Annotated in this window: 32 protein-coding genes; 18 read left to right on the plus strand and 14 right to left on the minus strand. The window is 67.4% G+C overall.

Translation table 11 applies throughout. The features are described 5' to 3' along the window. Positions 1-113: 113 nt before the first annotated feature. The 7 genes from Q4F73_RS02705 to Q4F73_RS02735 form a co-directional block, all read right to left on the minus strand. Positions 114-305, minus strand: a complete 192-nt coding sequence (locus Q4F73_RS02705; protein WP_303357811.1) for a hypothetical protein — start codon at positions 303-305, stop codon at positions 114-116. Continuing rightward, positions 295-732, minus strand: coding sequence for a DUF3995 domain-containing protein (locus Q4F73_RS02710; RefSeq protein ID WP_303357812.1), 438 nt, complete (start codon positions 730-732; stop codon positions 295-297). The genes Q4F73_RS02705 and Q4F73_RS02710 overlap by 11 nt, the downstream gene beginning before the upstream one ends. Continuing rightward, positions 729-1,556 (minus strand): carbohydrate ABC transporter permease, encoded by an 828-nt coding sequence (locus Q4F73_RS02715; protein WP_303357813.1) that lies wholly within the window; start codon positions 1,554-1,556, stop codon positions 729-731. The genes Q4F73_RS02710 and Q4F73_RS02715 overlap by 4 nt, the downstream gene beginning before the upstream one ends. Beyond that, on the minus strand, positions 1,553-2,608 hold the full coding sequence (locus tag Q4F73_RS02720; RefSeq protein WP_303357814.1) for a carbohydrate ABC transporter permease: 1,056 nt from the start codon (positions 2,606-2,608) through the stop codon (positions 1,553-1,555). The genes Q4F73_RS02715 and Q4F73_RS02720 overlap by 4 nt, the downstream gene beginning before the upstream one ends. Positions 2,609-2,711: 103 nt before the next feature. Then, the gene (locus tag Q4F73_RS02725; protein ID WP_303357815.1) at positions 2,712-4,016 is read right to left on the minus strand and encodes an ABC transporter substrate-binding protein; all 1,305 of its coding nucleotides are present in this window, start codon (positions 4,014-4,016) and stop codon (positions 2,712-2,714) included. A 100-nt stretch (positions 4,017-4,116) separates the two neighbouring features. Next, entirely contained in the window at positions 4,117-5,124 is a 1,008-nt protein-coding gene (locus Q4F73_RS02730) for an ABC transporter ATP-binding protein (RefSeq protein WP_303357816.1), read from the minus strand. A 36-nt stretch (positions 5,125-5,160) separates the two neighbouring features. Beyond that, positions 5,161-5,808 carry a TIGR03089 family protein gene (locus Q4F73_RS02735; RefSeq protein ID WP_303357817.1) on the minus strand — a complete coding sequence of 216 codons (648 nt, stop codon included), beginning with the start codon at positions 5,806-5,808 and terminating at the stop codon, positions 5,161-5,163. 138 nt (positions 5,809-5,946) lie between these two features. On the opposite strand from Q4F73_RS02735, the gene Q4F73_RS02740 reads away from it, so the two are divergent. The 7 genes from Q4F73_RS02740 to Q4F73_RS02770 are packed head-to-tail and all read left to right on the plus strand — an operon-like array spanning position 5,947 to position 11,603. Further along, positions 5,947-6,726, plus strand: coding sequence for a glycosyltransferase family A protein (locus Q4F73_RS02740; protein WP_303357818.1), 780 nt, complete (start codon positions 5,947-5,949; stop codon positions 6,724-6,726). After that, on the plus strand, positions 6,723-7,679 hold the full coding sequence (locus Q4F73_RS02745) for a polyprenyl synthetase family protein (RefSeq protein ID WP_303357819.1): 957 nt from the start codon (positions 6,723-6,725) through the stop codon (positions 7,677-7,679). Before Q4F73_RS02740 ends, Q4F73_RS02745 begins: the two co-directional genes overlap by 4 nt. Beyond that, a complete protein-coding gene (locus Q4F73_RS02750; protein WP_303357820.1) occupies positions 7,672-8,559 on the plus strand; it encodes a phytoene/squalene synthase family protein in 888 nt (295 codons plus the stop codon). The genes Q4F73_RS02745 and Q4F73_RS02750 overlap by 8 nt, the downstream gene beginning before the upstream one ends. Next, complete coding sequence (gene crtI / locus Q4F73_RS02755; RefSeq protein WP_303357821.1) at positions 8,556-10,130, plus strand: phytoene desaturase family protein; 1,575 nt, start codon at positions 8,556-8,558, stop codon at positions 10,128-10,130. The genes Q4F73_RS02750 and crtI overlap by 4 nt, the downstream gene beginning before the upstream one ends. Beyond that, positions 10,127-10,459, plus strand: coding sequence for a lycopene cyclase domain-containing protein (locus tag Q4F73_RS02760; protein ID WP_303357822.1), 333 nt, complete (start codon positions 10,127-10,129; stop codon positions 10,457-10,459). The genes crtI and Q4F73_RS02760 overlap by 4 nt, the downstream gene beginning before the upstream one ends. After that, positions 10,459-10,749, plus strand: coding sequence for a lycopene cyclase domain-containing protein (locus Q4F73_RS02765; protein ID WP_303357823.1), 291 nt, complete (start codon positions 10,459-10,461; stop codon positions 10,747-10,749). Before Q4F73_RS02760 ends, Q4F73_RS02765 begins: the two co-directional genes overlap by 1 nt. Next, positions 10,746-11,603 (plus strand): prenyltransferase, encoded by an 858-nt coding sequence (locus Q4F73_RS02770; RefSeq protein WP_303357824.1) that lies wholly within the window; start codon positions 10,746-10,748, stop codon positions 11,601-11,603. Before Q4F73_RS02765 ends, Q4F73_RS02770 begins: the two co-directional genes overlap by 4 nt. 16 nt (positions 11,604-11,619) lie before the next feature. On the opposite strand, the gene Q4F73_RS02775 is transcribed toward Q4F73_RS02770, so the two are convergent. Genes Q4F73_RS02775 through Q4F73_RS02785 form a run of 3 tightly spaced genes read right to left on the minus strand, consistent with a single transcriptional unit; the run spans position 11,620 to position 13,449 of the window. Beyond that, positions 11,620-12,243 carry a hypothetical protein gene (locus Q4F73_RS02775; protein WP_303357825.1) on the minus strand — a complete coding sequence of 208 codons (624 nt, stop codon included), beginning with the start codon at positions 12,241-12,243 and terminating at the stop codon, positions 11,620-11,622. Then, a complete protein-coding gene (locus Q4F73_RS02780) occupies positions 12,240-13,106 on the minus strand; it encodes an ImmA/IrrE family metallo-endopeptidase (protein ID WP_303357826.1) in 867 nt (288 codons plus the stop codon). The genes Q4F73_RS02775 and Q4F73_RS02780 overlap by 4 nt, the downstream gene beginning before the upstream one ends. Position 13,107: 1 nt before the next feature. Then, positions 13,108-13,449 (minus strand): helix-turn-helix transcriptional regulator, encoded by a 342-nt coding sequence (locus tag Q4F73_RS02785; RefSeq protein WP_303357827.1) that lies wholly within the window; start codon positions 13,447-13,449, stop codon positions 13,108-13,110. A gap of 163 nt (positions 13,450-13,612) precedes the next feature. Between Q4F73_RS02785 and Q4F73_RS02790 the strand changes: the two genes are divergently transcribed. Both Q4F73_RS02790 and Q4F73_RS02795 read left to right on the plus strand, forming a co-directional pair. After that, positions 13,613-14,521 carry a hypothetical protein gene (locus Q4F73_RS02790; protein WP_303357828.1) on the plus strand — a complete coding sequence of 303 codons (909 nt, stop codon included), beginning with the start codon at positions 13,613-13,615 and terminating at the stop codon, positions 14,519-14,521. A 91-nt stretch (positions 14,522-14,612) separates the two neighbouring features. Beyond that, complete coding sequence (locus Q4F73_RS02795) at positions 14,613-14,966, plus strand: RidA family protein (RefSeq protein ID WP_303357829.1); 354 nt, start codon at positions 14,613-14,615, stop codon at positions 14,964-14,966. Between the two features lie 3 nt (positions 14,967-14,969). On the opposite strand, the gene Q4F73_RS02800 is transcribed toward Q4F73_RS02795, so the two are convergent. Continuing rightward, positions 14,970-16,559: an LCP family protein gene (locus Q4F73_RS02800; RefSeq protein WP_303357830.1), complete on the minus strand. Its 1,590-nt coding sequence runs from the start codon at positions 16,557-16,559 to the stop codon at positions 14,970-14,972. A gap of 70 nt (positions 16,560-16,629) precedes the next feature. Here Q4F73_RS02800 and Q4F73_RS02805 point away from each other — a divergent pair, with 70 nt between their 5' ends. The 3 genes from Q4F73_RS02805 to Q4F73_RS02815 all read left to right on the plus strand — a co-directional run bounded on the left by Q4F73_RS02805 (position 16,630) and on the right by Q4F73_RS02815 (position 19,202). Then, positions 16,630-17,541, plus strand: coding sequence for a glycosyltransferase family 2 protein (locus Q4F73_RS02805; protein WP_303357850.1), 912 nt, complete (start codon positions 16,630-16,632; stop codon positions 17,539-17,541). Further along, entirely contained in the window at positions 17,534-18,625 is a 1,092-nt protein-coding gene (locus Q4F73_RS02810; protein WP_303357831.1) for an NDP-sugar synthase, read from the plus strand. Before Q4F73_RS02805 ends, Q4F73_RS02810 begins: the two co-directional genes overlap by 8 nt. Before the next feature lie 259 nt (positions 18,626-18,884). Further along, entirely contained in the window at positions 18,885-19,202 is a 318-nt protein-coding gene (locus Q4F73_RS02815; protein WP_085549571.1) for a WhiB family transcriptional regulator, read from the plus strand. A 61-nt stretch (positions 19,203-19,263) separates the two neighbouring features. On the opposite strand, the gene Q4F73_RS02820 is transcribed toward Q4F73_RS02815, so the two are convergent. Then, complete coding sequence (locus Q4F73_RS02820; RefSeq protein ID WP_303357832.1) at positions 19,264-19,716, minus strand: metallopeptidase family protein; 453 nt, start codon at positions 19,714-19,716, stop codon at positions 19,264-19,266. Positions 19,717-19,801: 85 nt separating this feature from the next. Here Q4F73_RS02820 and Q4F73_RS02825 point away from each other — a divergent pair, with 85 nt between their 5' ends. Together Q4F73_RS02825 and Q4F73_RS02830 are read left to right on the plus strand one after the other, a co-directional pair. Further along, a complete protein-coding gene (locus Q4F73_RS02825; protein ID WP_303357851.1) occupies positions 19,802-20,239 on the plus strand; it encodes a DUF3499 domain-containing protein in 438 nt (145 codons plus the stop codon). A gap of 18 nt (positions 20,240-20,257) precedes the next feature. Further along, positions 20,258-21,631, plus strand: a complete 1,374-nt coding sequence (locus Q4F73_RS02830) for a phosphomannomutase/phosphoglucomutase (protein ID WP_303357833.1) — start codon at positions 20,258-20,260, stop codon at positions 21,629-21,631. Here Q4F73_RS02830 and Q4F73_RS02835 read toward each other — a convergent pair. Then, entirely contained in the window at positions 21,618-22,769 is a 1,152-nt protein-coding gene (locus tag Q4F73_RS02835) for a polysaccharide pyruvyl transferase family protein (RefSeq protein ID WP_303357834.1), read from the minus strand. The two genes, Q4F73_RS02830 and Q4F73_RS02835, sit on opposite strands and share 14 nt — an antisense overlap. 55 nt (positions 22,770-22,824) lie before the next feature. On the opposite strand from Q4F73_RS02835, the gene Q4F73_RS02840 reads away from it, so the two are divergent. Both Q4F73_RS02840 and manA read left to right on the plus strand, forming a co-directional pair. Then, entirely contained in the window at positions 22,825-23,829 is a 1,005-nt protein-coding gene (locus Q4F73_RS02840) for a hypothetical protein (RefSeq protein WP_303357835.1), read from the plus strand. After that, positions 23,830-24,990, plus strand: a complete 1,161-nt coding sequence (gene manA / locus Q4F73_RS02845; protein ID WP_303357836.1) for a mannose-6-phosphate isomerase, class I — start codon at positions 23,830-23,832, stop codon at positions 24,988-24,990. 37 nt (positions 24,991-25,027) lie between these two features. Here the strand turns inward: manA and Q4F73_RS02850 are convergent, their stop codons facing one another. Beyond that, the gene (locus Q4F73_RS02850; RefSeq protein WP_303357837.1) at positions 25,028-25,762 is read right to left on the minus strand and encodes a hypothetical protein; all 735 of its coding nucleotides are present in this window, start codon (positions 25,760-25,762) and stop codon (positions 25,028-25,030) included. A gap of 132 nt (positions 25,763-25,894) precedes the next feature. On the opposite strand from Q4F73_RS02850, the gene Q4F73_RS02855 reads away from it, so the two are divergent. Then, positions 25,895-26,248: a DUF4259 domain-containing protein gene (locus Q4F73_RS02855; protein ID WP_303357838.1), complete on the plus strand. Its 354-nt coding sequence runs from the start codon at positions 25,895-25,897 to the stop codon at positions 26,246-26,248. Beyond that, on the plus strand, positions 26,249-26,860 hold the full coding sequence (locus Q4F73_RS02860) for a dTMP kinase (protein ID WP_303357839.1): 612 nt from the start codon (positions 26,249-26,251) through the stop codon (positions 26,858-26,860). It begins immediately after the preceding gene. The last annotated feature ends 6 nt before the right edge of the window (positions 26,861-26,866 follow it).

Below are 26,866 nucleotides of genomic sequence, written 5' to 3' on the forward strand. Positions count from 1 at the left end.
TGCAAGAGATTACGTCTAGTCAGAACGCGAACAGGCGTTGTGCAGAAACTTGAACGCTGTACAGGAGGGATGTTGCACAACAGCCGGTGAACGCGCTCCAGGCATGACCCCGCTCAGCGTCGCCGCCACACCCACCAGGTCAGGCCCACGAACACGGCCGCCAGCAGCCCCGGCCAGAGCGCGGGCTCGGGGGAGAAGAGGTTCACCACCGCCTGCACCAGGGAGAGGAAGGCGAAGAATCCGAGGAATCCCAGCAGGGTCTCGTGCTGCAGTCTCCGGCGCGGACCCCGGGAGCTATCGTCCACGGCGCACCCTCCGTCGCTGCCACAGCCCCACCGCCAGCGCCACGCCCCACACCAGGAACAACGGATCCCATATCCAGGCGTGGCCGATGAGCGCCGGTCGGTCCACTGCAGCGGGCAGCGGAAGCACGCCGGCGAGCATGAGGTTCGTCGTCAGGGTGTTGACCCCACCCCACACGATGAGGGCGGCGGCGCCGAGCCAATAAAGGATGCGGGCCCAGGGGGCGTCGATAAGCAGGGGGCCGCAGGCCAAGGCGAGCTTGAGGACACCGACGACCGCGAGCACCCAGGACAGGCCCGCGAACTGGTCGGTGACCGCCTCACCGACGGTCTCCAGCAACCAGGTGCCACCCGCCGCCCAGTAGAGGCTGAAGGCGCCGTGGATGACACCGGCCAGGGCCGCCACCCACAGCGCCGCGGCCCGTATCACGCCTTCACACCACCGGCGGTGAGGCCGGAGACGATCCGGCGCTGGAAGATGAGCACCATGATGATGAGCGGCACGGTCACCAGGGCACCCGCGGCCATGATCGAGGCATACGGGTACTCGAAGGCGCTCGGTCCGGAGAAGCGGGCGATGGCCACGGTGACGGGCTCGGTGGCGGTCGTCGAGAGCTGACGCGCCAGCATGAACTCGTTCCACGTGGCGATGAACGCCAGGATCGCGGTGGTGAACAGGGCCGGAGCCGCCAGGGGCAGCAGGACCAGGCGGAAGGCCTGGCCGCGGGAGGCGCCGTCGACACGCGCGGCCTCCTCCAGCTCCCAGGGCAGCTGCCGGAAGAAGGAGACCAGGGTGTAGATGGTCAGCGGCAGGGCGAAGGAGATGTTGGGGATGATCATCGCCCGGTAGGTGCCGATCCACCCCAGGTCACCGAACAGCTGGAACAGCGGGGTGACCAGCGCGATGCCGGGGAACATGGAGGCGGCGAGGATGATGCCGGTGACCAGGCCCTTGCCCGGGAAGTTCAGCCGGGCCAGGGCGTAGGCGGTGAACACGCCGACCATGACGGCCAGGGAGGTGGTGGCCACGGAGATGAACAGGGAGTTGACGATGGCCCCGAGGAAGTCGTTGCCCTTGTCCGTGGCCAGCGCATCCTGGAAGTTCTCCAGGGTGACGTGGGTGGGCCACGGCGTGGTGTCGAAGGTGTAGCGCTTGTCGCGCAGGGCGACGATGACCATCCAGTAGAAGGGCGCCAGGCCCCAGAACATGATGAACAGCACTCCCAGGTAGTGCCACAGTGTTGCGCGCTTCATCGTGAAACCTCCTCTGCCTGCTTATCGACGTCCCCGTCCACCGGTTCCCCACCCAGTTCCGCGCGGCGATCGGGTTCCTTGCGTTTCTTCGCACCCGGGACCTTGCGACCCTTGACCCCGCGTTGTCCGGAGACATCGGCGCCGAGGAAGCGGATCATGATGAAGGCGACGCCGAAGATGAGCAGGAAGATGAGCGTGGAGATGGCGGAGGCGGAGTTGAAGTTGTTCTGCCGCATGTCCTCGACCACCAGCTGGGAGATCGTGGCGGTCGGCGAGTTGGAGGAGGCGGAGATCATGATGACCGGCAGGTCGTACATGCGCAGCGCGTCGAGGGTGCGGAAGAGCACGGCGACCATGAGCGCGGGTTTAACCAGCGGCATGGTGATCTGCCAGAACTGCTGCCAGCGGGAGGCGCCGTCGACACGCGCGGCCTCGTAGACGTCCTTGGGGATCATCTGCAGGCCGGCGAGGATGAGGAGCGCCATGAAGGGGGCGGTCTTCCATACGTCGGCGATGATGACCGCGGATCTGGCGGCCCAGGGGTCGGTCGTCCAGGAGATGCTCGTGTTGAACAGGGAGTTGACGATGCCCCGGTCGGCGAAGATGAACTGCCACAGCTTGGCGGTGACGGCGGTGGGGATCGCCCACGGGATGAGCACGGCGGCGCGGACGATACCGCGGCCGCGGAATTCGCGGTTCATCGCCAGGGCCATGAACATGCCGAGGATGGTCTCCAGGGTGACGGTGACGACGGTGAAGAACAGGGTGATGCGGACGGCCGGCCAGAAGTCGGTGGCCAGCACACCCGGGGGGCAGGTGGTGACGTTGCCGGAGGGTGACATGCACCGGTTGGACAGCCAGTAGAGGTAGTGGTCGAATCCGGCGAAGCCGCCCTCGACGAAGAGCCCGGTCGTGGGATCGAGTGAGCGGTCGGCCTGGAAGGACAGGAAGACGGCGCGGAGGATCGGATAGCCGATGACGATGGCCAGGACGATGAGCGCCGGGGCGATCAGCCAGGCCGCTGAACGGGCCTGGCCGGCACGTGTGTTCATGTGCGGCTCCTTCGGATAAGTGTTACATCACACAGAACCACAAAAGACCCGCCCGAGGGGGCAGGTCTGGTGTGGTGTTGCCTATCGAGACTGACGCGGTCGCTTAGTTGGAGGCCTGCTCGATGGCGGCCTTCATGTCGGCGGTGGCGTCGTCGACGGACTTACCGGCGGTCAGCGCCGCGTAGGCGTTGTCCTGGACCGCCTTGGAGATGGCGGTGTAGAACGGGGAGACCGGACGCGGTGCCGCGTTCTCCAGGGACTCCTTGAGAGCCGGGAGGTACGGGAACTGCTCGACCAGGGCGTCATCCTCGTAGATGGAGGCGAGCACCGGCGGGAAGGAGGCCTCGGCGAAGGAGGTCTGGTTCTCCTCGTTGATGATGAACTGGATGAAGTCGAGAGCGGTGAGCTTGTTCTCGGAGTTGATGTTGATGCCGTTGTTGTAGCCACCCAGGGTGGACACGCCGACCCCGTTCTGGCCGACCAGCGGCTGGACCTCGAAGTTGCCCGCGATCTCGGAGGTCTCGTCCTCGGCGTTGGTGAACATGTACGGCCAGTTGATGGCGTAGGCGGTGTCGCCGGCGACGAATGCCAGGTTGGTCTCCTCCTCGGTGGCGGAGGTGGACGCGGAGGCGATGGTGCCGTTCTCGTAGGCGTCGACCAGGGCCTGGAGGCCGGCCTTGGACTCGTCGGAGTCGACGGTGACCTCACCGGCGTCGTCGAGGACGGAGCCGCCCCAGCCCTCCATGAAGCCGACGGTGTTGACGGTCAGGCCCTCGTACTGCTTGAGCTGCAGGGTGAGGCAGTCGCCCTCGATGTCGGCGCAGGAGGCCTCGAGCTCGGCCCAGTTGGTGGGGGCCTCCGGGATGATCTCGGTGTTGCGGAACAGCAGCTGGCCGTTGGTGTTCTGCGGCAGCGCGTAGAGGGTGCCGTTGTAGGTGGCGGACTCCACGGTGGACTGCAGCAGGTCGGAGGTGTCGACCTCCAGGTCGCCGGTCAGCGGGGCGAGCCACTGGTTGGCGGCGAAGTCGGCGGTCCAGACGACATCCAGCGCCATGACGTCGTAGTCGGAGTTGCCGGCCTGCAGGGACTGCACGAGGGTCTCGCGCTGCGCGTCGGCCTCACCGGCGAGCTCGGAGAGGGTGACCTCCTCGTCGGGGTTCTCGGCGTTCCACTTCTCGATGATCGGGGTGATCTTGTCGGTGTCGTTCTTGCCCATGGCGAAGGTGATCGGGCCGCGGCCCTCCTCCGAATCGGAGGCCGCCTCCGTGGTGGTGGTGGCGGTGTCCGTCGCCGTGGCGGTGGTGGTCTCGTCGGTGCCGCCGTCATCGGCACAACCCGCGAGAACCACGGTGGAGACGATGGCGATGGCCGCCAGGGAACGACCCGGGCGCTTCAATGCGATGTTCATCTGTGATTCACCTTTCGGAAGCAGTGTGTGCCCCCAAATGTAGTGACGCAGGTAATACCTCCGGCCCGGAATGGCCCCGATCACCCCTTGTCGGGGGTGGTTATCCGAGGCGCTCGCCGGTGCCCGGATCGAAGCGGTGGGCCAGGGCCGGATCGAAGGCGAACGTCACGGGGGCACCCCGCGAAGGAACCTCCTCGTGGCCCAGACGCGCAACCAGACGCACACCATCGCTGGAGGCGTACACATAGGATTCCGAGCCCAGCTCCTCCACCAGGTCGACGACTCCCTCGCGTCTCACCCATCCGTCCGGGAGCTGCTCGTCGACGACGACCCGCATCGCCTCCGGTCGCACACCCAGGGTGACGCCGTCGCCGGGGAAGAGATTCATCGACGGCGAGCCGATGAAGCCGGCGACGAAGTCGTTGACGGGGGCGTCGTAAAGCTCGCGCGGGGGAGCGACCTGCTGCAGGATGCCGTCTCTGAGGACGGCGACGCGATCACCCATGGTCATGGCCTCCACCTGATCGTGGGTGACATAGACCGTGGTGGTGCCCAGGCGACGCTGGAGGGCGGCGAGCTCGGCGCGGGTCTGCACGCGCAGTTTGGCGTCGAGGTTCGACAGAGGCTCGTCCATGAGGAAGACCTTCGGATCCCGCACGATGGCCCGCCCCATGGCCACCCGCTGGCGCTGGCCGCCGGACAGGTCCTTCGGCTTGCGGTCGAGGAACTCCTCCAGGCCGAGCATCTCCGCCGCATTCTGGACGCGCTGGTTGATCTCGCTGGCCGGCATCTTCGCCAGCTTGAGGGCGAATCCCATGTTCTTCGCCACGCTCAGGTGCGGGTACAGGGCGTAGTTCTGGAAGACCATCGCGATGTCGCGGTCGCCGGGCTCGACGCCGGTGACGTCGGTGCCGTCGATGAGCAGGTGCCCGGAGTCGACGGGTTCCAGGCCGGCGAGGGCCCGCAGAGTCGTCGATTTGCCGCAGCCCGAGGGGCCCACCAGGACGAGAAACTCACCGTCCGCGATCTCCAGGTCCAGCTCGTGGACCGTCGGGCGCTCGGCGCCGGGATAACGGATGGACACCTTGTCGAATGTGACCGTTGCCATGGGGAAACGATAACACCGGAGACGGGTGTCGCGGCGCTACAACCGCGCCGTGACCTTCTCCGCGGTGGCGATCTCCGCGAGGCGAGCAGCGTCGACCATGCCGGCCACGACCACGGCGGAGCCCCCGGCGGAGAGGGGTTGCAGGACCGCCGAGACCATCCCTTCCTCAGTGGTCCAGCCCGTCGACAGCACGCGCTCGGGCGTGCCGGCGGCGATGACGACGTCGAAAAGCGCGGGCGCGGGCCCGAAGAAGTCATCGCCGTAGAAGCGGACGGTGGGCCCGAAGTCGATGGCGCCGGCGGGCAGTGTGCCGCCGGACTCGACGACACCGCGGCCGAAGGGGTCGTCGGTGACCAGGACGATGTCACGGCCCGGCCCGGTCCACTCCTCGAAGCTGTCGGGGGAGGTGAACACCACATCACCGTCGCCGTCGAAACCCCACTCCACGTCGGCGGCCAGGGCTCCGAGCACGATGGCCACGGACTGCCAGCTCACGGGCAGGTCGAGGACGATGCGGGACGAGGAGTCGAGGTCGAGTTCCTCGATGAGCATGTTGCCCACTTTCGCCGCCCAGTTGTCCAGGGTGAGGGCGGAGAAGTCGAGGCGGGCGCCGGTCGACTCGTTGTAGACGGTCAGTCGCGGGGCGGAAGGGTCGGTCCGAAGCAGATGTGCGAGAAGCTCCATGCCGCCCCATCGTAGGCAGGTGGCGGAATTGGTGTCTGACATAAGAACCCGTGCATGTTGTTGTTCGCGTACCTTTGAGGAGAAAGATCCGGCCCATAAGGCCCCATAAGGCACTGAAGACTAGTAGAGAGCCCCTGCGTGAGCGCCCCCTCCACCCGCACCATCAGCATCGTCATTCCCTGTCTCAATGACGCCGAACTGCTGCGCCGTTGCCTGGCCTCTCTCGCGGAACAGGAGGTGGCGCCGGAGGAGATCATCGTGGTGGACAACGGCTCCACCGACGGAAGTGCTCAGGTGGCCGCCCGGTCCGGAGCGCGCGTCATCACCGAACCCCGCCGCGGTATCACCTGGGCGACGCACGCCGGTTTCGACGCCGCGACGGGCGCCATTCTCGCGCGTATCGACGCCGACGTCATCGCCGCCCCCGACTACGTCCGCCGTCTGCACGCGGCGTGGGATGCCGCGGAGCGCTCCCCGGGGCGCCGCGTCGTCGGGGTGACGGGCGTGGCCCGCTTCGCCCTGCCCGGGTGGCGGGGGGATCTCGCCAGCGCGCTGTATCTGCGTGCTTATCGACGCAGCGTCGGCGCCGCCCTGGGCCACCACCCCCTGTTCGGCACGAACTACTCGGTGCGGGCCGAGTGGTGGCGAAAGATCCGCACCCGCCTCGATTCGGCCGACACCTTCGCGCACGAGGACATGCAGATGTCCTTCGAGGTGGGCCCGGACGAGACGGTGTGGTTCCAGCCGGACCTGACCCTCGACATGGACGCCCGACCGCTGTACGGCGGACGCCAGATGATCCGGCGTTTTCGCCGGGGGATGCACACCATTCTCCGTGCCTGGCGGCACCACCCCCCGCAGCGGCGCCTGGCCGCGCGCGGGGTGCTCGGGGCTCGCCTGCAGGAGGCTCTGACATGAATCTCCAGCAACGGGTCGACGCCAGTATGGCGTTGCTCAACGATCACCTGGCGTCGATAAGCACAGTGGCGCCGGCGCCCTCCCGCCTGCTCGATCACGCCTACCAGGGAGTATCCACCTTCGCGCTGGGAGGCAAGCATCTGCGCGCCCGCCTGGTCCACCTGTCCGCCGGTGAGGTCAGTGGCGCGCAGCTGGAGGCGGCCACGGTGTTCGGTGCGTGCGTGGACATGATGCACGGCGCGTTTCTCATCCACGACGACATCATCGACCGGGATGACACCCGCCGCGGTCATCCCACCGTGCATGCGGCCGTACGCGACGAGTTCGGCGACGAGCACCTGGGTACCTCCATCGGCATCACCGCCGGTGACCTGGGGCTCAACAGCTCGATCGGCATCCTCATCCACTCGACGCTGCCGGACACGCTCGTGCGGGAGGCGCTGCGCATCCTCAATGCCGCCGCCCAGCAGACCATCGTCGGGGAGATCCTCGACATCGCCCATTCCATCACCGTTCCCGACCCGGAGCTCGTTCGTCTGAGCAACCACCTCAAGACCGCCGACTACAGCTTCGGGGCGCCACTGAAACTGGGGGCGCTGGCCGCGGGCCGGGACCCGGCACCCATGGAACCCATCGCCCGCGAACTGGGCCGGGCCTATCAGGCCGCCGACGACATCGCGGGCACCGTGGGGCACAGCGGGCAGACCGGCAAGCTCGCCGGCGGCGATGTCCTGCACGGCAGGGCCACCCTGGTCACCATGCGTATGGGTGATGACACGGACGTCGATCCGCTCCGTCTGGCCGACATCATCGCCGACGTGGTGGGGGAGGGGCAGGCCCACCTGGACGTCGCGCGCACGCTCATCGACAAAGCTGCCCTGGAACCCGGCATCCGGAAGGATCTGCACGACGTGACCGACCGGATCGAAGGGATGTTGCGCACCTATGCCTGACGCCGACTATCTCCGCCGCTATGACCGGATGGCCGTCAAGGCCGCCCACCAGGTCATCTCCTCCTACTCCACGAGCTTCTCCCTGGCGACGGGCCTGCTCTCGCCCAGTGTGCGACGTGACATCCGCAACCTCTACGCCATGGTGCGCATCGCCGACGAGATCGTCGACGGCACCTGCGAGGTTTCCGGCGCCAGCCCGGCCCAGTGCCGGGAGCTTCTCGACGCCTACGAGTCCGCCGTCCTCGCCGCCCCCGAATTACGATTCCACGTTGACCCGGTCCTCCACGCCTATGCCGAAACCGCCCGGCGCTGCGACTTCGACCCGGAGCATGTGCGAGCCTTCTTCGCCTCCATGCGCCGCGATCTCACCCAGTCCAGCCACGACCAGGACAGCTTCGACGAATACGTCTACGGATCCGCCGAGGTCATCGGGCTGTTGTGCCTGCAGGCCTTCCTGGTCGATCACCCGGTCGGGGCCGCGGAGCGACAGCGCCTCCAGGCCGGGGCCCGCGCCCTCGGATCGGCCTTCCAGAAGGTGAACTTCCTGCGCGACCTGCGCGAGGACGCCGGCATCCTGGGGCGCAGCTACTTCCCCGATATTGATCTCACCGCGCTGAGCGAGGTCGAGAAAACGCGGCTCGTGTCGCAGATCCGGGAGGAGTTGGCCACCGCCACCGCCGTCATCCCGCTCCTGCCGCTGACCGCCCGCACCGGGGTGCTGGCGGCAACGGAGCTGTTCGCCGAACTCAACGAGCGTATCGACGCCACCCCGGCCCCCGCGCTCCTGCGCGGACGCGTCAGCGTGCCGCGCCGCACCAAGGCCGCCATCCTGGCGAAAGCCGTGGCGCGTTCCTCCCGAATGAAAGCAGGCAACACATGACCTCACAGACCGCCCTGGTCATCGGAGCCGGAGTCGCCGGCCTGGCCACCGCCGCCCTGCTGGCGAAGGAGGGATACGAGGTGACGGTGGTGGACAAGCTCGACACCGTCGGCGGGCGCGCCGGGGACCTCACCGTGGAGGAGCATCCCGGTTTCCGCTGGGACACCGGACCCTCCTGGTACCTCATGCCCGACGCCTTCGAGCACTTTTTCCGCCTGTTGGGCACCACCAGCGAGAAAGAGCTCGACCTGGTCGACCTCACGCCCGCCTACCGCGTGTTCCCGGAGGGGGATGCACCGGTCGACGTCCCCAGCGGCGTGGACGAGGCGGCCGCCCTGTTCGAGTCCATCGAACCGGGCGCGGGGCAGAAGCTGCGCGATTACCTCGACAGCGCCGGGGACAGCTATCAGATCGCCCTCGACCGCTTCCTCTACACCACCTTCTCGGCTCTGCGGCCCCTGGTCCACCGCGACGTGCTCACCCGCACCGGCCGCCTGGCGAGGCTGCTCACCGGCTCCCTCCAGGACTTCGTGAACAAGCGTTTCCGGGACACCCGCCTGCGCCAGATCCTCAGCTACCCGGCGGTCTTCCTCTCCTCCCGCCCGGACACCACCCCGGCGCTCTATCACCTCATGAGCCACACCGACCTGGTCCAGGGCGTGCGCTACCCGGTGGGTGGTTTCACCTCCGTCGTCGCGGCCCTGCACCGCCTGGCGCTGGAACAGGGGGTGAGCTTCCGGATGTCCACGCAGGTGACGGCGATCGTCAGCGTCGATAAGCAGGTGCGCGGGCTACGGGTCCGCACCAGCGACGGCCGGCTCGAGGAACTCGCCGCCGACATCGTCGTCTCCGGTGCGGATCTCCATCACACGGAGACCCGCCTCCTGCCGGCCGAATTACGTACCTACCCGGAGAAATACTTCGCCAGGCGGGATCCGGGAATCGGCACGGTGCTGGTCATGCTCGGGGTGCGCGGGCGCCTGCCGCAGCTCGTCCACCACAATCTCCTGTTCAGCAAGGACTGGTCGACCGACTTCGACGCGGTCTTCGACGGCCCGCAGGAGGAGCGGCCGCTGGATTCCTCCCGGTCGATCTACGTGTCCATGCCCTCGGCCACCGAGGACGGCGTCGCCCCGCCGGAGCATGAGAACCTCTTCGTCCTCGTCCCCGTGCGCGCTGATGAATCACTCGGGCACGGCAGCCTGTTCCGTGGTTCCGGATCCCCCGCGGTCGAGGCCATCGCGGATGCCGCCGTCGCCCAGATCGCCGACTGGGCCGGGATCCCGGATCTGGCCGAGCGCATCGTCACCCGCCACACCGTCGGGCCGGCGGACTTTTCCGAGCGCTACCACGCCTGGAGCGGCGGCTCCATCGGCCCCGCGCACACCCTGGGGCAGTCCGCTTTCTTCCGCGGGAAGAACGTCTCCGGGAAGGTGGCGGGCCTCTACTACGCCGGTGCGACGACCGTGCCCGGGGTGGGTGTGCCCATGTGTCTCATCTCCGCGGAGAACGTGATCAAGAGGCTGCGTGGCGACACCAGCCCCGGACCCCTGCCCGAGGAGCACCCATGACGTTTGCGTATCTGAGCATTCTCCTGGTCTCGCTGGTCTGCATGGTGTTGTGCGACTGGCGCTGGAAACTGGCGTTTTTCTGGGATGCCCGCCGCGCCGCCGTCATCTCGGTGCTCATGGTCGGAGCCTTTCTGGTGTGGGATGCCCTGGGAATTGTCACCGGCTCCTTCTACCGCGGCGCCTCGCCGTACATGACCGGCATCGAACTCGCCCCGGAGATGCCCATCGAGGAGCCGATCTTCCTGTTCTTCCTCACCTACCTGAGCATCAACCTCACCTCCGGGGCCCGCCTGCTTCTCGACGCCCGGTCCCGCCAGGCGGTCGCGTGATGTACCTGCTCATCAGCCTCCCCTTCCTCGCCCTCGGCCTGGCACTCGCCTGGTGGCGCCGGGACATCGCCCCCCGCCAGTTCACCGTCACCGCCCTCGTCATGGCGGTGCTCCTGGTGCTCACCGCCGTCTTCGACAACCTCATGATCTGGGCCGATCTTGTCGGCTACGGGGAGCAGCAGCGACTCGGCCTGCACCTGGGACTGGTTCCGGTCGAGGACTTCTTCTACCCGATCTTCGCCGCCCTGCTCATCCCGGCCCTGTGGCCGCGGAAACGACGTGACACGTGAGAACGCTCCGCGGCATCCTGGCCGCCTCCCGACCCATCAGCTGGGTGAACACCGCCTTCCCCTTCGGCCTGGCCTACCTACTGGTCGGGGGAGGGCTGGACTGGTTGTTCTGGGTCGGTGTGGTGTTCTTCCTCATCCCGTACAACATCGCCATGTACGGGATCAACGACGTCTTCGACTACGAGTCCGACATCCGCAATCCCCGCAAGGGGGGCGTGGAGGGCGCGGTGCTGCCGAGGTCCATGCACGCCCCGCTGCTGTGGGCATCGGTGGTGACCACCGCACCGTTCCTGGTGGTCATGTACGCCTCGGGCACCTGGCAGTCGGCGTTCTGGCTGACGGTGTCGATGCTGGCGGTCGTGGCGTACTCGGCTCCGCCGATGCGTTTCAAGGAACGCCCGGTGCTCGACTCGCTCACCTCCTCGGCGCACTTCGTCACCCCGGCCATTGTCGGCGCCAGCATCCGGGTGGGGGATCTACCGGGGTTTTTCTGGGTGGCCGTCGGCTCCTTCTTCCTGTGGGGCATGGCCAGCCACGCCCTCGGCGCGGTGCAGGACGTCAAGGCCGACCGGGAGGGGGAGCTGTCGTCGATCGCCACCGCCTTCGGCGCCCGGGCGGTCACCCGTCTGGCCGCCGGGGCCTACCTGGTGGCGGCCGTGTTGCTGTTCCTGCTGCCCGCGCCGGGCTGGATCGTGGCCCTGGCCGGGCTGGGATATGTGGCCAACACCCTGCGCTTCTGGAACATCACCGACGACACCTGCGAGGATGTCAACCGCGCCTGGCGGGTGTTCCTGTGGCTCAATTACTTGGTCGGCGCCATTGTCACGGTGTCTTTGGCGACGGTGTACCTGTAGAGCCAGGAGATCGATGTCAGTTCCCAGACCACAGTTGTGGGGAGAGTAGAGGTGTGTCCTCGATGCGTACCAGGCCGTCGTCGAGCGTTCGGAACTGGGCATAAATCTTCCGAAGGTGTCCACGGTCCGTGATCACCTGGCGCCTGATCGCGGTGCTCAGGATGTCTAGTGTCGATAGCAATCGGAGAGAACCACAATGTGCCCCGGCTGTCCTCAGCCTCTCGAGGCGCTCCGCCTCGCGGATCGCGACCCTGGTGCCTTCCCCTTCATCGATCATGACGATGACATTCTCGCCAGCTTCAGCGCTGACGACGGCGTGGGCGATGACCATGGTCTCGCCCAGGTCCTTCTTCTCGAGCTGCCGCTGGTCGAATTTCTGGCCCGACAGGCGATGCACAGCCCTGGCTAGTTCAGGAGTCGGGGTATCGGACAACACCCGCAGGAGCGTGTCCGGAAGACGCCCCATGACTGTGGATGCGGGGTGAAAGCGGGAATCTCTGCGGGCTTTTCCGGCAATCTCTGCCCGTACGATCTCGGGAATGCTCACAGGGCCGACGATCTGGAAGAGGAGCCGTTCCTGACGGGCAGAGAAGAAGGTGAGTCCCGGTCCGGCATCCATGATCGTCGGGTGTGAGGTCATTCGTCGCTCAACTCGGCGATCGCACGGTCAATGTCTTCGGAATTTGCAAGAATGTCGTCCTCCGTGGCCCGAAAACTCCCTGCCGGTGATTCGCGCCTGGCGATCCCGGATTCTCCAAACTCTGCCTCCACCTGCTCGACGGGAACCGACCGAAGCGTTGCCACGGTTCGGACAGTAACTACTCCGGCCTCGTAGCCGGCAATGGCGCGGGCCAGTAAGCGCTGCGGGACTCGCGGAGCCCGGGATTCCGCTGACAATGCCCCGTAGCGATCGGACCAACCGAAACGCGTTGCCAGTTGCGGAGTGGTCAGGCGCATCCAGTCCTCCTTCGTGGCTTCGTCGATGGAACCGTGCTCGCACAAGGCAATGGAGGCGACAGCGGGGGAGACGAGGAAATGCTGCACGATCGCGGACAGCTCGACAGGAGTCAACATCGTTGTTCCTCGACGGCGAGTGATGTCGAGGTAATCGGTGATGCCCTGCTGAGGGATGAGCAGGTGTCGGGCGAAGGCATCTGCCCGCTTTTCCTCGAAAGGGCGGGCAGAAAGATCGCCGTCGTAGTTGATACCCCAGTCGTCGTGGAGAACATGGCACATTTCGTGGGCGAGGGTACTGCGTTGGCGCATCGGGTGGGGCGTGGCGGCCACGCCGATGAAGACAGCACCGGTGAGGGGATCCCGCATGCTCATCCCGTGCTGGTCTGGATGTGCCCCGATATCAACCACAGCGACGTCATATCCGAGAGTCTGGTCGATGAGGCTCACCAGGTCACCGAGCGGTTGCTGTCCGAGCCCATGATCCCGACGGAAGGACTCTGCTGCCACCCTGCCGGCGCGCTCCGACTTGCTGGGGTAGTAGCCCACGTCAATCGACCTCGGGGATCGCATAATCGTGGAGGAAGTCATTGAGCTCCAGGTAGAACATGAGCTTGTCTCGCATGGCTCGCATATCGGAGCTGTTGGTGGCCCGCGCTGCCTCTTGTACGCGGTGTGAGAGGTCGGCGTGGCCCGTGAGCTGACCAGGTGTCCATCCGGTTGCTTCCGCGATGAGGATGATCTCCGGCATCGTTGCCTGTCGGGACCCGGTGATGATGCGCGATAGGGTGGCCTGCGCGATCCCGGTCCTGTGGGCGAGCGCGCGCTGGCTCAATCCGGCTTCGGCACGGGCCCGATCGATTGCCTGGCATGTAGTGTTCGATGTCGCCATACCGTCACCTCCTGAATCATTATGGAAACTATGATTCAGTTTAGGGGTCGCGGGTAGGCAAAGCAATATTGCCCCCCTGCTCCCGGGAACCTTTCGGCCCTGCGCGCAGTCTAAGTAAGGTGCCCCCGCGCATCCGGCGCGGGCCGACCCTGGGGGAACCACCTTGACCACGATCACCGCCGACCGCCTGTCACGCATCCACGACGAATGCCTCACCCGCCTCACTCCGCACTTTCCCGACGCCCGTTTCCTGGACGACACTGAGATCATCCTTGACGCCACCACCGGTGCCACCGCCGACATCAGCAGACTCCTCGGCATGATCGAGGACAACGACGACGCCGTCGAGGACGAGGTCATCGACTACTACTGGGGTACGCTGCTCGGTCCTGTCCGGGAGGCCACGGGCAATCCGGACGGGCTGCGACTCGACCGGCGCCGCGTGCTGGCCACGGTGACCAAGGTCGTCCACCGTATTGACGCACTGCCGGGGGATGTCGACGGCTTCCCCTTCACCGAGGACCTCATGTTCGTCTACGCACTGCGCGAGAATGACGCCATCCGGCTGCTCCCACTGCGGCAGCTCACCGAGCTCGTCGACCTCGAGGTCCTCGACGCCGCCGCCAACGCTACGATCGAGGCCTACTCGCGCGGCCCCGAAGTCCTCCGTGAGATGGGCGGGGTGATGGTCCGGGGTCTCAAGCAGACGCCGTCGATCGCCCTGCTTGTCGACGCCTGCCGCAAGAACCTCCAGCTCGATCCGTGCGAACACGGCTACTTCGTCTCGATGCCGACCCGCGAGCACGTGTTCATCGTGCCGGCGACGCAGGCCTCCATGTTTCTTGCGCTGATTGAGTGCACGGCGGGGACATTCAGCGGATCGAAGGAACCCCTCTCGCCCAGCATCTTCCACGTGCAGCAAGGGCATTTCCACGAGGTGATCGGCCCCCGCGGAGTCCAGCTCAACGACGTGCTCCTCGACCTCCACGGACCCATCGAGGAGTGGCCCCTGGAGGAGAACTACTGGGACGGGTGCTACGCCGCAGAGCTCGGTGATCCCCTCCACCCGTAGGCCCTTTCAGGGGTGAGCGTGGCGGGTATCGCGGGAGCCGCCCATCATGGGGTCACCGAGCCCTCAACGCCCCGACCAGTAAGGACCCGTCATGCAGCCGACCTCCGACCACCCCTACTCGATGGCCAAGCGCGCCGGGGACTTCATCTTCGTTTCCGGGGCTCTGTCCGTGGACAGGGACTACCAGCCGGTGGAGGGCCGCAGGGAGGCCCTCGCGGCCGCACTGGAGCGCTTGACCGAGCGCCTGGCCACCGAGGGCGGAGAACTCACGGACCTGGTCAAGCTCACCTACTTCGTCACCGACATCACCTTGCGGGAGGAGGCCAACGAGCAGTTCTCCGAGTACTTCGCGCAGGCCCGCCCGGCCCGGACCTTCCTCGAGGCCGCGCGCCTGCCCTACGGGGCCAGCGTGGAGATCGACGCGATCGCGTACGTGGGGGAGTGAACCCTAGTTCACACACCGCGGGCCGTCGCCGCCGGCGTCGATCTCCGGGGTGACGTCCTCCTCGCTGAAATCGGAACCCGGGGTACCCACGCCCGCCCCGGAATCGGGGCCGACGGAGGAGTCGCCGACCAGCGAGGCGTCACCGAGGGGGCCGTTCCAGTCGTCGTGGGTGACCACGATGAGGGTGTCCGAGGTGAGTCCGTCGTTGGCGGTGACCTCCAGGCCGCCGAGGGCCTCAGCCAGCGCGATGGCATCCGGGTCGGTGGGATCAGCGGCGACGACCTGCGAGGTGGTGTAGATGCCGGCCAGGGCGTTGGTGACCTCGACGACGTCGTAGCCCTCCTCGGTGAGCCAGCCGCCGACGTTGCCGGCCAGGCCGGTGGTGACACCGGCGTTGAGCACGTGGATGTCCTTGTCCGCGAGCTGGACTTCTGCGGGGGGAGCGTCCTCGGTGCCACCGTCGTCTGCCGGCTCCTCCTCTTCCGCGCCGAGCAGTTCCTCCATGAAGGCGTGCACGGTGGGGACATCGACGGTGACGATGGATTCGCCGTAGTCGCCGACACCGTCGATCGAGGTGACCGGGATGGTGTTGAACACGACGTTGCCGCCGGCGAGATTGGCCAGCTGGTTGGCGAAGGACATGATGTCCCAGTTGTCGTCGATGACCACGGAACGCTCGACGGCGGTGCCCATGTCGCCGAGCTTCTGCGGATTCGTCAGCGTACCGGTGGCCAGCACCTTGCTCACCAGGGAGGCCATGTAGGCCTGCTGGCGGACGATGCGGTCGAGGTCGCCGCGGGGCAGGCCGTGCCGCTGGCGGACGAAGGCCAGGGCCTGGGCGCCGTCGAGGGTCTGCACTCCGGCATGGAAATCGGCCCCGGAGAACTCGTCCTGGACAGCCTCGTTGAGGCAGACGTCGACGCCTCCCACGGCGTCAGTGAGCAGGACGAAGCCGAACAGTCCGATCTCGGCGTAGTGGTCGACCTCCACGCCGGTGAGATCGGAGACCGCACTGATGAGCCCCTGGCGTCCGGCCTCGTTGCCCATGGACTCCATCTGCTGTTGGCCGGACGCACCGCCGGTGACCAGTTCCTCCATCGTGCTCGTCTTGTGGGCGGCGAACACACCGTTGATCTTCATGTTCCCGAAGTCCGGATCAGCGACGTAGGTGTCGCGGGGAATCGAGATGGCGGTGGCGGAGGATCCGTCGTTGGGCACGCGGATGACCATGATGGTGTCGGTGTTCTCCTCGCCGTCATCGACACCGGCGCGCAGGCGCTCGAGCTCCTCGGCGGACAGGGGGTTGCCCTGGGCGTCGGTACGCGAGTCGGAGCCGACGAGGAGGATGTCGGTGGCACCGTCGTCGGGCTTGCCCTTGAGCCCCTGACCGCCGCCGAGGGTGAGGTTGCCGGCCGAGGCCACCTCGGTCCCCAGGCGTCCGACGGCGAAATACCCCATCCCGGACAACAGGAGGGTGAGCACGGACAGTACCGCCACCACGGTCTTCACCGGGGCCGGACCGTACTGGCGCGCCGGAGACGCAGCGGTTGGGGCGGCCTGGATGTCGCGCACGCGGCGGTACTTCTCACTCACGGGGCCTAAGTCTAGGTCATCGGGAGTGGCGTAGCGGTCGCACGACATCGAATCCCACTATGCTCAACTCATTGTGACTATCTCGCCGACACCGCCGGTCGCCGTCATCACGGTGACCTACTCCCCGGGCCGCCATCTGCAGGCCTTCCTCGACAGCCTGCCCGCTGCCACCGACAGGGGAGTCCATGTCGTGCTCGCGGACAACGGCTCCACGGACGGGGTGCCGGAGAAGGCGGCGTCGATGAGCGGCAATGTCGAGTTCCTGCCCACCGGCGGCAATCTCGGATACGGCACCGGCATGAATGTCGGCGCCCGCCACCTGCGTCCGGCGCGCGACGCCGGAGAGATCGACTCCCGCTACCTGCTCCTGAGCAATCCGGACGTGGTCTTCGGGGAAGGGTCCGTCGATAAGCTGATCGACTGCCTGGAGCGCCACCCGGAGGCCGCGGCGGTGGGCCCGCAGATCGTCGAACCCGACGGCACCATCTATCCCAGTGCGCGGGCGGTGCCCACGCTGGGCAACGGTATCGGGCATGCCCTGCTGGGCCAGATCTGGCCCTCCAACCCCTGGACCAGGTCCTACCGGGACAACACCGACATGGACCGGGAACGGGCGGCGGGCTGGCTGTCCGGCTCCTGCCTGCTCGTGCGGTGGGAGGCCTTCGATGCCGTCGGAGGCTTCGACGAGCGTTACTTCATGTACATGGAGGACGTGGACCTCGGCGATCGTTTCACGCGCGCCGGGTTCCGTAACATCTACTGCCCCACAGCCCACATCACCCACGACAAGGGGCATGTGGCGGGCCTGCATTCCGACACCATGCTGCCCGCCCACCACGAGTCGGCCTATCGTTTCCAGGCGGACCGCCTCCCCCATTGGTGGCAAGCGCCCCTCCGGGGGCTGATCCGGCTCGGGCTCCAGGGGCGCAGCATCATTGCCGTGGCCCGGGCACGTACCAACCGAAAGGACTCCAGTGTCTGAACTCAGTGTTGATCCCTCGCGTACTGATGCCGTCATTCTCGTCGGTGGCCGGGGCACCCGGCTGCGCCCGTTGACCGTCAACACGCCGAAGCCCATGCTGCCGACGGCCGGTTATCCGTTCCTGCAGCATCTGCTCGCCCGCATCAAGGCGGCGGGCATCACCCACGTCGTGCTCGGCACCTCCTACCGGGCCGAGGTGTTCGAGGAGTACTTCGGCGACGGTTCCGAGATGGGTCTGGAGATCGAGTACGTCGTCGAGGAGGAGGCGCTGGGCACCGGCGGTGGTATCCGCAACGTCTACGACAAGCTGCGCAACGACACCGTCATGGTGTTCAACGGCGATGTCCTGGGCGGCACGGACCTGCGCGCCATCCTGGCGACCCACGCGGAGAAGGAGGCCGACGTGACCATGCACCTCGTGCGTGTCCCGGACCCGCGCGCCTTCGGCTGCGTGCCCACCTCCGAGGACGGCCGGGTGCTGGAGTTCCTGGAGAAGACCGAGGATCCGCCGACCGACCAGATCAACGCCGGCTGCTACGTCTTCCGCCGCGAGATCATCGCGGACATCCCCGAGGGGCGCGTGGTCTCTGTCGAGCGGGAGACCTTCCCCAAGCTCCTCGCCGAGGGGCGCCGGGTGTTCGGCCACGTCGACTACGCCTACTGGCGCGACATGGGCCGCCCCGACGACTTCGTCCGTGGTTCCTCTGACCTGGTGCGCGGCATCGCGCATTCCCCGCTGCTGGAGGGCCGGACCGGTGAGTCGCTTGTCGACGACACCGCGGGCGTTGCCGCCGGCACGATCCTGGTCGGTGGCACGTGGGTCGGCCGGGGCTCGGAGATCGGGGCGGGCTGCCGTCTCGACGACACCGTGGTCTTCGACGGCGCCACCATCGAGCCGGGTGCGGTCATCCGGGACTCCATCATCGCCGCCGGCGCGCGGATCGGTGCCAACGCCCGGATCACGGGGTGTGTCATCGGTGAGGGTGCGCAGATCGGCGCCCGTTGTGAGCTGGAGGGCGGAATGCGTGTCTGGCCAGGTGTGATCATTCCGGACAATGGAGTGCGTTTCTCCTCGGATGCATGACGACACGCCGATAGGGGCCTGAGATTCCTGTCAGTTGTTGCCAGGGAATCTGCCCACCACTACATGTAGTACCCCCTCCGCCCACCCCCCGGAGGTTTTTGCTGTTACTGGTGTGACTAGTGGGATTAGCCGCCTGCATAAACGGCGGGCGGCGCGATATTCCCCCCGATTTCGGTTGACGACATTTAGTGATCACGTGTGTAATCACATCAGTGTAAGAAGCACCACAACCAACCACCGATCGGAGAAGGGGGACACCGTGGAAGACATGGCTAACGGGGCCGTTCTCCGTGGAGGAGTGGCCAGTATCAATGGATCGGCTGCAGAGATGAGCCTTGATGAACTCTTCGGCGCCGTCGAGCAGGAGTGGCAGGACCAGGCTCTGTGCGCCCAGACGGACCCGGAGGCGTTCTTCCCGGAGAAGGGCGGATCCACCCGCGAGGCCAAGCGCATCTGCCAGGCCTGCGCGGTGCGCGATGACTGCCTCGAGTACGCCCTCGAGCATGATGAGCGCTTCGGGATCTGGGGTGGACTGTCCGACCGAGAGCGCCGCCGCCTGAAGAAGCAGATCGGCTGACATTCCCGGTGACCTGAGCGACCCTGCGGGGTCGCTTTCGCGATTCCGGGCCCCGGGGATCCTAGAGCTGGAAATCGGGGTCGATGTCGCGGGGATCCAGATTGAGGTAGTGCGCCACCAGGGCCGTGAGAATGGTGGTGAGCAGTTCCTCGCGCTCCTGCGGGGTGGCGGAGCGCTGGTCGATCGGCATCCGGAACACCACCAGGCGGGCTCGGGTGGGCCGCCCCTGCGAATCGATGCCCGCCGGGATCACCCGGCCGAGGGGGACGGGGCCGTCGGCGACGATCTCGTCGGGCAGGATGCTGTCCGCCCGCAGGCGCATGCGGGGCACGGTGTCGACCGCGATGTCCAGGTGGGCCAGCTGCTCGGGGTAGGAGTGCTGGATGGGGGCGTAGGCCTCCAGCACCGCGACGTCGAAGGACTCGCCGCGGGTGCGGTAGCGCGGGGCCTCCATGGGTAGCAGCGGTCCACGCAGTCCGCGGCCGCGGCGGTCGCGGAAGGTCCTGGTGTGCATGTCCCAGATCTTAGGCAGTGCGCACGGCGGGGCGGGGGCGGCGCGCGCCAGGGGTACCGGATTCTCAAGGAAGGGTTTAGACTTGGTGGCCGTGAGCCAGTTCCGACGTTGTTCCCGCCCGGGCTGCGGCAAGCCTGCCGTCGCCACCATGACGTACGCCTACGCCGAGTCCACCGCCGTGGTGGGGCCGCTGGCACCGGCCGCCGAGCCCCACAGCTGGGATCTGTGCGACCACCACTCCGAGAAGATCACCGCGCCGCTGGGCTGGGAGATGCTCCGGGTCAACCACATCGACATCGACGATGACGAGGACCTCACCGCGCTGGCCGAGGCCGTCCGGGAGGCCGGCCGGGTCACCAGCGGTCTCGTCGACTCCGCCGGCCCGGAGCTGCACCCGGAGGATCCGGCCGACCCCGACTCGTCCCCGCACCCGGTCCACCGCGCCCGGCGCGTGTACGACGAGAAGCAGCGCCGCCGCGCGCATCTGCGAATCATCAGCAGTGATGAGGCCGAATCCGAGTAGGGAGTATCATCGGGGCCCATGACCAAGCACAACCGTGACGATGTCTCCCGCGTGATCAAGGCCTACGATGTCCGCGGCGTCGTCGGCGACGAGATCACCCCTGCATTCATCCGGGACACCGGAGCCGCCTTTGCCCACCTGCTGCGCGGAGAGGGTGAGACCACCGTGGCCATCGGCCACGACATGCGTCCCTCCTCCCCGGAACTGGCCGACGCATTCTCGGAAGGGGTGCGCTCGCAGGGTCTGGACGTGATCATGCTGGGCCTGACGTCCACCGATCAGCTCTACTTCGCCGCCGGCACCCTCGGGTGCGCCGGAGCGATGTTCACCGCCTCCCACAACCCGGCGCAGTACAACGGCATCAAGCTGTGCCGTTCCGGCGCCCGCCCGGTCTCCCAGGACACGGGCCTGCGTGACGTCACCGACATGCTTGTCGACGGTGTTCCGGAGTACGGCGGTGAGGCCGGTGTCGAGAAGCAGCAGGACTGCCTCGAGGTCTACGGCGAGTACCTCCGCGACCTGGTGGACCTGCACAGCATCCGCCCGCTCGTGGTCGCCGTCGACGCCGCGAACGGCATGGGCGGGCACACGGTGCCGGAGGTGTTCAAGGGTCTGCCGCTGGACGTGCGCGCCCTGTACTTCGAGCTCGACGGCACCTTCCCCAACCACGAGGCGAACCCCCTGGATCCGGAGAACCTCAAGGACCTGCAGACGTTCGTCGTCGAGCAGAAGGCGGACATCGGACTGGCCTTCGACGGCGACGCCGACCGGTGCTTCGTCGTCGACGAGAACGGTGACCCCGTCAGCCCCTCGGCGATCACGGCCGTCGTCGCCGAGCGCTACCTGCAGGACCACGCGGGGGCGACGATCATCCACAACCTCATCACCTCGCGCTCAGTGCCGGAGATCATCGCCGAGAACGGCGGCACGGCGGTGCGCACCCGCGTGGGCCACTCCTTCATCAAGGCGAAGATGGCCGAGACCGGTGCCGTCTTCGGCGGTGAGCACTCCGCCCACTACTACTTCACCGAGTTCTTCAACGCCGACTCCGGCATTCTCGCCGCGATGCACGTCCTGGCGGCACTGGGCAGCCAGGACCGCCCGCTGAGCGAGATGATGGCGCAGTACGAGCGCTACGAGGCCTCCGGGGAGATCAACTCCACCGTGGTGGACCAGGCGGCCAGCACCCAGGCGGTGCTCGATGCCTTCGCCGACCGCACCGCAGCCGTCGACGACATGGACGGGGTCACCGTGGATCTCAAGGACTCGAAGGCGTGGTTCAACGTCCGCGCCTCCAACACGGAGCCGCTGCTGCGCCTCAACGTGGAGGCCCCGACGCGCGCCGAGGTCGACGAGCTGGTCGCCGAGATCCTCAGCGTCATCCGCGCCTGAGAGCGCGTTTGACGTCGCGCCGGAGACGCTCGCGGCGCGCGGCCGGGTAGAGCTCATCGGCCAGCGCCCCCGCGGCCTCCCGGCGCTCGCCGACATCCGCGACACCCGGGCCCGGGTGGGTCGGCTCCTCCAGGGTGCTCACCGGCCATCCCGACCCGACGGAGGAGTGTTTGACCTCGTAGTAGTCGCCGTCGTGGACGGATACCGCGATGCCCCGGGCGCCGCGGGCGGCGGCAATGAGATGCGGATGGAAGCGGGTGGAGATCCACGTCTGACCGGCCCGCGCCGGCAGCCCGTGGGTCCACAGTTCATCGAAACCGACGAAGCGCGCCTCCCTCGTCAGCTCCGGGTCCAGCCGGCACATGGCGTCCCACACGACCCAGTCGCCGGCCGGGATGCACTCGACGAAGGCGAGGTCATCCCCCGTCGTGCCGAGCTCCCGCAACTGCCGCACGAGACGCCCGGCCAGTTCCTCCACCCCGATGCCCAGCAGGTCGGACTGCGCGGACACGACCGTGCCGCGCAGGCGGGCATCCTCGGGGCCGTGCCCGAGCCCGTGGTGGGAACGGGGATCGGCGGCCGCCAACCAGGAGTCGTCCTGCCCGGCCTCAGCGGGGGCGTAATCCCGGGACGGGGTGTCGCGGACGGTGATCGAGTCGAACAGGGACCACCAGTGGTTCAGCTCACCGGCGATTCCCCGGCCCGGGTGCAGCCCCTGCCCGGTGGCCACCCGCAGCGCAGCGGCGTGACCGATCGACGCGGCGGCGGTGACGATCCGGATGTGCTGCGGCCACAGGTCGGTGACCCACCCGCCGCCGAGCAGGTGCACCACATCGGCCGACTTGGCCAGATTGAGACCCGAGATGAGGCGGGGGCGGCGGGTCGGGTCCGCGATGGCGGTGGAGACCTCCGCCGGGGAATCGCAGCCGTCGGCCAGGCGCCACAGGGTGTCCGTCACGGTGAGATCCGGGTGGACGTTGTGATGGAGGACCGCGGCGATGCCGGGGGAGTGGCAGTCGAGGATGACGCGGGCACGGGGGCGTCGATAAGCAAGCTCGCGTAACCATGCAGAGACGATGAACTCGTCCCCGAAGTTCGGGTGTCCGGCTGGCGCGATCAGATAGATGACGTCCGACATGACCCCATGGTGACACACAGGGTCCTCACAGAGCACGCGCACTATCCTGGATCGCATGGATGACAGCTCTCTCGACGCCTATCTCGACGGCTCCACCTATCAACGGGAGACGGTGCGGTTCTACGACGTCGCTCACGAGGGCGCCCAGGTGAGAGCAGTCGCCGGGGCCATCGAACGCATGGAGGGCCTGTACCGCCTGCAGCCGCGCAGCCTCGTTGTGCTGGCCACCGACCAGGTCGCGGCCGCCGCCGCGCGTGTCGTGGTGCGGATGCGCGCGCCGTTGCGGGTGCCGGTCGTCGTGACCGACACTCTGCCGTCCTATGTCGGAGCCCTGGACATCGTCATGGTGGTCGGCGACCGGGCCGATGATCCGGACACCTCCCGGGGGCTCATCGCCGCCGACCGCCGCGGCGCCACGACCCTGCTCGTCGGGCCCCCGCGCGGTCCCATCCTCGAGGACGCGCCCGCGGGGACCGTCATCATTCCGGCGCTGCCCACCGCGGCCGGGGCCTCGCCGGCCCGCACGATCATCGCGGTCGCCACCGTGCTCGACCTGCTCGAGGAGGACCCCGACCTCGTCGCCCAGCGGCTGGAGGACATCGCCGGGAGAATCGACGAGGAGCTGGAACAGCTGTCCCCGGAGCGCGACGTGGTGGTCAACCCCGGCCGTCAACTGCGGGGATACGCCGACATGGCCCGCGTGGTGCACACCGGCCGCTCCCGTCACGGCTTCGCCGTCGCGGAGCTCATGTCCGTGCTGTGGTCCCAGAAGGGCCTGCCCTCCGGCGTGGTGGCGTGGGATGAACTGGAGTTCGCTCCCCAGGCTCCGGTCCGCGATGTGTTCCACGACCCCTTCCTGGATGGCCCGGTCGATTTGGTACCCTTGAGGACTGTTGTCTGGGCAGAGGACCCGGACGTGGCAGCCGCGCTGCCTGATGCCCTCGCCGTCACCTGCGAGACCCCCGGCATCGGAGAACTGGCCGCTGCCCTGCAGCTGATCACACGTGGACTGGCAGCCACCACGTACGACCTGCCCGACGCACCAACTGAGGACTACTGAATGCAGAAACTCACCGGCACTCCCCGGAGTTATCCCTGGGGTTCACGCACCCTCATCCCCGAGCTGCGTGGAGAGCCGACCCCCTCCTCCCGTCCCGAGGCAGAAGTGTGGTTCGGCGCGCATCCCACCGGCACCTCGCTTATCGACGACCGCCCCCTGACCGACATCATCGCCGCCGACCCGGCGGCTGCGCTCGGCGATCGTGTCCTCCGTGACTTCGGCGACGGCCTGCCGTTCCTGCTCAAGCTGCTCGGTGCCGCCGAGCCCCTGTCACTCCAGGCCCACCCGTCCGCCGCCCAGGCCCGGGAAGGGTTCGAGCGGGAGAATGAGCAGCGGATCCCGCTGAACGCACCCAACCGCAACTACCGGGATCCCTCGCACAAGCCGGAGCTCGTGGTGGCGTTGACCGATTTCCACGCGATGGTCGGTTTCCGTCCGCTGGAGAAGACGCGCGAGCTGTTCGCCGCGCTGCAGTGCCCGGAGCTGGACCGTTACCTGACGATCCTCGATCCCCGCTCGGAGGAGGACAGCCTCCGTGGCCTGTTCACCACCTGGATCACCATCCCGTCTGCGGCGCGGATCGCGCTTATCGACGCCGTCATCGCCGCCGCCCAGTCGGAACTCGACCGCGGCGACTGGATCTCCGATGTCCTGCGGACCGTCCTGGAGCTCCAGGACCGCTACCCCGGTGACATCGGCGTCCTCGGGGCACTGCTGCTCAACCACCTGGTGCTGGCACCGGGTGAGGCACTCTACCTCGACGCCGGCCACCTGCACGCCTACGTCTCCGGACTTGGTGTGGAGATCATGGCCAACTCCGACAACGTCCTGCGCGGCGGACTGACCTCCAAGTATGTCGATGTCCCGGAACTCGTGCGCATCCTCAACTTCCACTCCGTCCATGATCCGGTGGTCACGCGGGTGGAGGGGGAGTACCAGGTGCCGGCGGCCGAGTTCCGTCTGTTCCGCCACGACCTCGCTGCCGCGGAGGCCTTCACCTTCACCCATGACGGCCCCGCCATCGCACTGTGTACCGCCGGCGAGGTTCAGCTGGGCAACCTGGGGCTGCGCCCCGGGGAGGCCGCCTGGATCCCGGCGTCGGACCCCGCCTGGGAAGTGTCCAGCGTCGAGGGCGGCCAGCTGTTCATCGCCTGCGTCTGACAGGCCACCGGGCGCTGACCGGCGGCCCGTCACCACATCAGGGGCGGAAGGGCAGCCAGCGGGACGGATGCCACCACGCGGAGCCATTGGGCGTGGTCGCCTGTTCGACCTGCGGCTCGCCGGTCTGCGGCTGGTCCGGGGAGGGGGTCGGCGCGGCGGGCGCCGTGGGCTCTGTGGGAACCGGCGCAGATGCGGGATCCTGGGGGTCAGCGTCGCCGTTGTCCGGGACGAGGGTGTCCGGGGTGGAAGGCTCAGTACCTTCGGTGGGCTCAGTGGGCTCGCCCGGCTGACCCGGCTGACCCGGTTCAGTGGTCTCCGCCGGCCCGGTAGTCTCCGTCGTCCCCGTGGTCCCCGTGGTCCCGGTCGCGTCCTCCGGGTCCGCGTTCTCCGGGGAGAGCGGCGTCGGCTCTGCCGGAGCGGGCAGCGCTGCGGTGGGACGGACATTCTCCGGGCGATAGACGGTCGTCGGGGTGATGGAGGTGGGAGCGGCCTGGACGAAGGCGTGGGGGGCGAGGAAGGGATCGTCGACAAGCGGGGGTGTCGGCGCCTGCGCGGCAGCTTCGGTGGTCGTTTCGGGCTCGGCCGAGGTGGTGGTCACCTGCGGCAGCGTGGTCTCCTCCGAAATTGTGGCTACCTCGGGGGTCTGCGTGGCAATATCAGAGGCGGAAGGGGTCGTGGGCGTGCTGGCCTGCCAGACTCCGTATCCGACGGCGGCGGCAACCAGCAGGCCGACGAGGATGAAGATGTAGACGTGACGCGTTTCCGTTCTCATCTGCCCGTCCCTTCCTGTATCGGTAACAACTCGATAACAACATAGCAGATGAATAAGTAGGACTCGAATAGTTTTGCGGCCCGTACTGATTGTGCACGGGGAATCCGCACCCGCATGAGAGAGGACAATGCCATGAGCACCTGGGATGTCGCCATCTTTAATGAAGACGACAACATCGACTTCCTCGATGAGCTCAACGATCTCGACGATGACGACGTGGTGGAGGCGGTGCGTGACGCCTGCCTGCTCGTGCTCAAGCAACCCAACGTCTCCGACGTGGAGCGACTCAACGGACTGGCGGCAGCGACCATCGCCGCCATCTGGGCCGGGGCTCCCTTCTCGTCCGGCGACGTGGCGGATTCCCACCCCTTCATCCGTGAGCTCATCGGCTCCGGCGACGAGGCCCTCAACGAGGCCGCTGCGGAACTGCTCGAGTCGGTCGAGGTCGACGAGGACATCGACGCCTTCACCGAGGCACTGTCCTAGATGATCATCGCCATTGAGGGGATCGACGGCGCGGGGAAGAACACCCTCGTCCGTGCCATCCGGGAGCACGTCGCGGCGGACGTCCTCGCGTTCCCGCGGTATGAGGTTTCCGCGCCCGCCCAACTCGTGCAGGAGGCCCTGCACGGCCGCATGGGCGATCTCACCGACTCCGCCTACGCCATGGCGACGTTGTTCGCCCTGGACCGCCACGGTGCCCGCGAGGACCTGGCACCCTACGTCGGAAGCGAGCGGATCGTGCTGCTGGACCGCTACGTCGCCTCGAATGCGGCGTACTCGGCCGCCCGGGTGGGGGATGACCGGATCATGGACTGGGTGCACGATCTGGAGTTCGGCCGCCTCGGGCTCCCCCGACCTGACCTGCAGGTGCTGCTGGCGACGGAACCGGACACGGCGTCGCTGCGCGCGCAGTCCCGGGAGCAGCTCGACGCTTCCCGGGAGCGTGACCGCTACGAGCGGGACGCGGGACTGCAGCAGCGGACCTATGATGCGTATCTGAGGCTGGCCGAGCAGGGCTGGGCGGGTCGCTGGATAGTGACCACTGACTCGGACGTAATATTGCAAGAGATCGCGAACATTACTCAAAGAATGTGAGTTTCC

Origin of the sequence: Corynebacterium sp., assembly GCF_030535495.1 — a bacterium.
Classification (GTDB): Bacteria; Actinomycetota; Actinomycetes; order Mycobacteriales; family Mycobacteriaceae; genus Corynebacterium.

Bases quoted from the DNA above. Each gene is read 5' to 3' on its own strand.
- Q4F73_RS02715 (WP_303357813.1), bottom strand. From the start codon at position 1,556: ATGAAGCGCGCAACACTGTGGCACTACCTGGGAGTGCTGTTCATCATG.
- Q4F73_RS02720 (WP_303357814.1), bottom strand. From the start codon at position 2,608: ATGAACACACGTGCCGGCCAGGCCCGTTCAGCGGCCTGGCTGATCGCC.
- Q4F73_RS02725 (WP_303357815.1), bottom strand. From the start codon at position 4,016: ATGAACATCGCATTGAAGCGCCCGGGTCGTTCCCTGGCGGCCATCGCC.
- Q4F73_RS02730 (WP_303357816.1), bottom strand. From the start codon at position 5,124: ATGGCAACGGTCACATTCGACAAGGTGTCCATCCGTTATCCCGGCGCC.
- Q4F73_RS02735 (WP_303357817.1), bottom strand. From the start codon at position 5,808: ATGGAGCTTCTCGCACATCTGCTTCGGACCGACCCTTCCGCCCCGCGA.
- Q4F73_RS02745 (WP_303357819.1), top strand. From the start codon at position 6,723: ATGAATCTCCAGCAACGGGTCGACGCCAGTATGGCGTTGCTCAACGAT.
- Q4F73_RS02750 (WP_303357820.1), top strand. From the start codon at position 7,672: ATGCCTGACGCCGACTATCTCCGCCGCTATGACCGGATGGCCGTCAAG.
- crtI (WP_303357821.1), top strand. From the start codon at position 8,556: ATGACCTCACAGACCGCCCTGGTCATCGGAGCCGGAGTCGCCGGCCTG.
- Q4F73_RS02760 (WP_303357822.1), top strand. From the start codon at position 10,127: ATGACGTTTGCGTATCTGAGCATTCTCCTGGTCTCGCTGGTCTGCATG.
- Q4F73_RS02765 (WP_303357823.1), top strand. From the start codon at position 10,459: ATGTACCTGCTCATCAGCCTCCCCTTCCTCGCCCTCGGCCTGGCACTC.
- Q4F73_RS02775 (WP_303357825.1), bottom strand. From the start codon at position 12,243: ATGACCTCACACCCGACGATCATGGATGCCGGACCGGGACTCACCTTC.
- Q4F73_RS02785 (WP_303357827.1), bottom strand. From the start codon at position 13,449: ATGGCGACATCGAACACTACATGCCAGGCAATCGATCGGGCCCGTGCC.
- Q4F73_RS02795 (WP_303357829.1), top strand. From the start codon at position 14,613: ATGCAGCCGACCTCCGACCACCCCTACTCGATGGCCAAGCGCGCCGGG.
- Q4F73_RS02820 (WP_303357832.1), bottom strand. From the start codon at position 19,716: ATGCACACCAGGACCTTCCGCGACCGCCGCGGCCGCGGACTGCGTGGA.
- Q4F73_RS02830 (WP_303357833.1), top strand. From the start codon at position 20,258: ATGACCAAGCACAACCGTGACGATGTCTCCCGCGTGATCAAGGCCTAC.
- Q4F73_RS02835 (WP_303357834.1), bottom strand. From the start codon at position 22,769: ATGTCGGACGTCATCTATCTGATCGCGCCAGCCGGACACCCGAACTTC.
- Q4F73_RS02840 (WP_303357835.1), top strand. From the start codon at position 22,825: ATGGATGACAGCTCTCTCGACGCCTATCTCGACGGCTCCACCTATCAA.
- manA (WP_303357836.1), top strand. From the start codon at position 23,830: ATGCAGAAACTCACCGGCACTCCCCGGAGTTATCCCTGGGGTTCACGC.
- Q4F73_RS02850 (WP_303357837.1), bottom strand. From the start codon at position 25,762: ATGAGAACGGAAACGCGTCACGTCTACATCTTCATCCTCGTCGGCCTG.
- Q4F73_RS02855 (WP_303357838.1), top strand. From the start codon at position 25,895: ATGAGCACCTGGGATGTCGCCATCTTTAATGAAGACGACAACATCGAC.
- Q4F73_RS02860 (WP_303357839.1), top strand. From the start codon at position 26,249: ATGATCATCGCCATTGAGGGGATCGACGGCGCGGGGAAGAACACCCTC.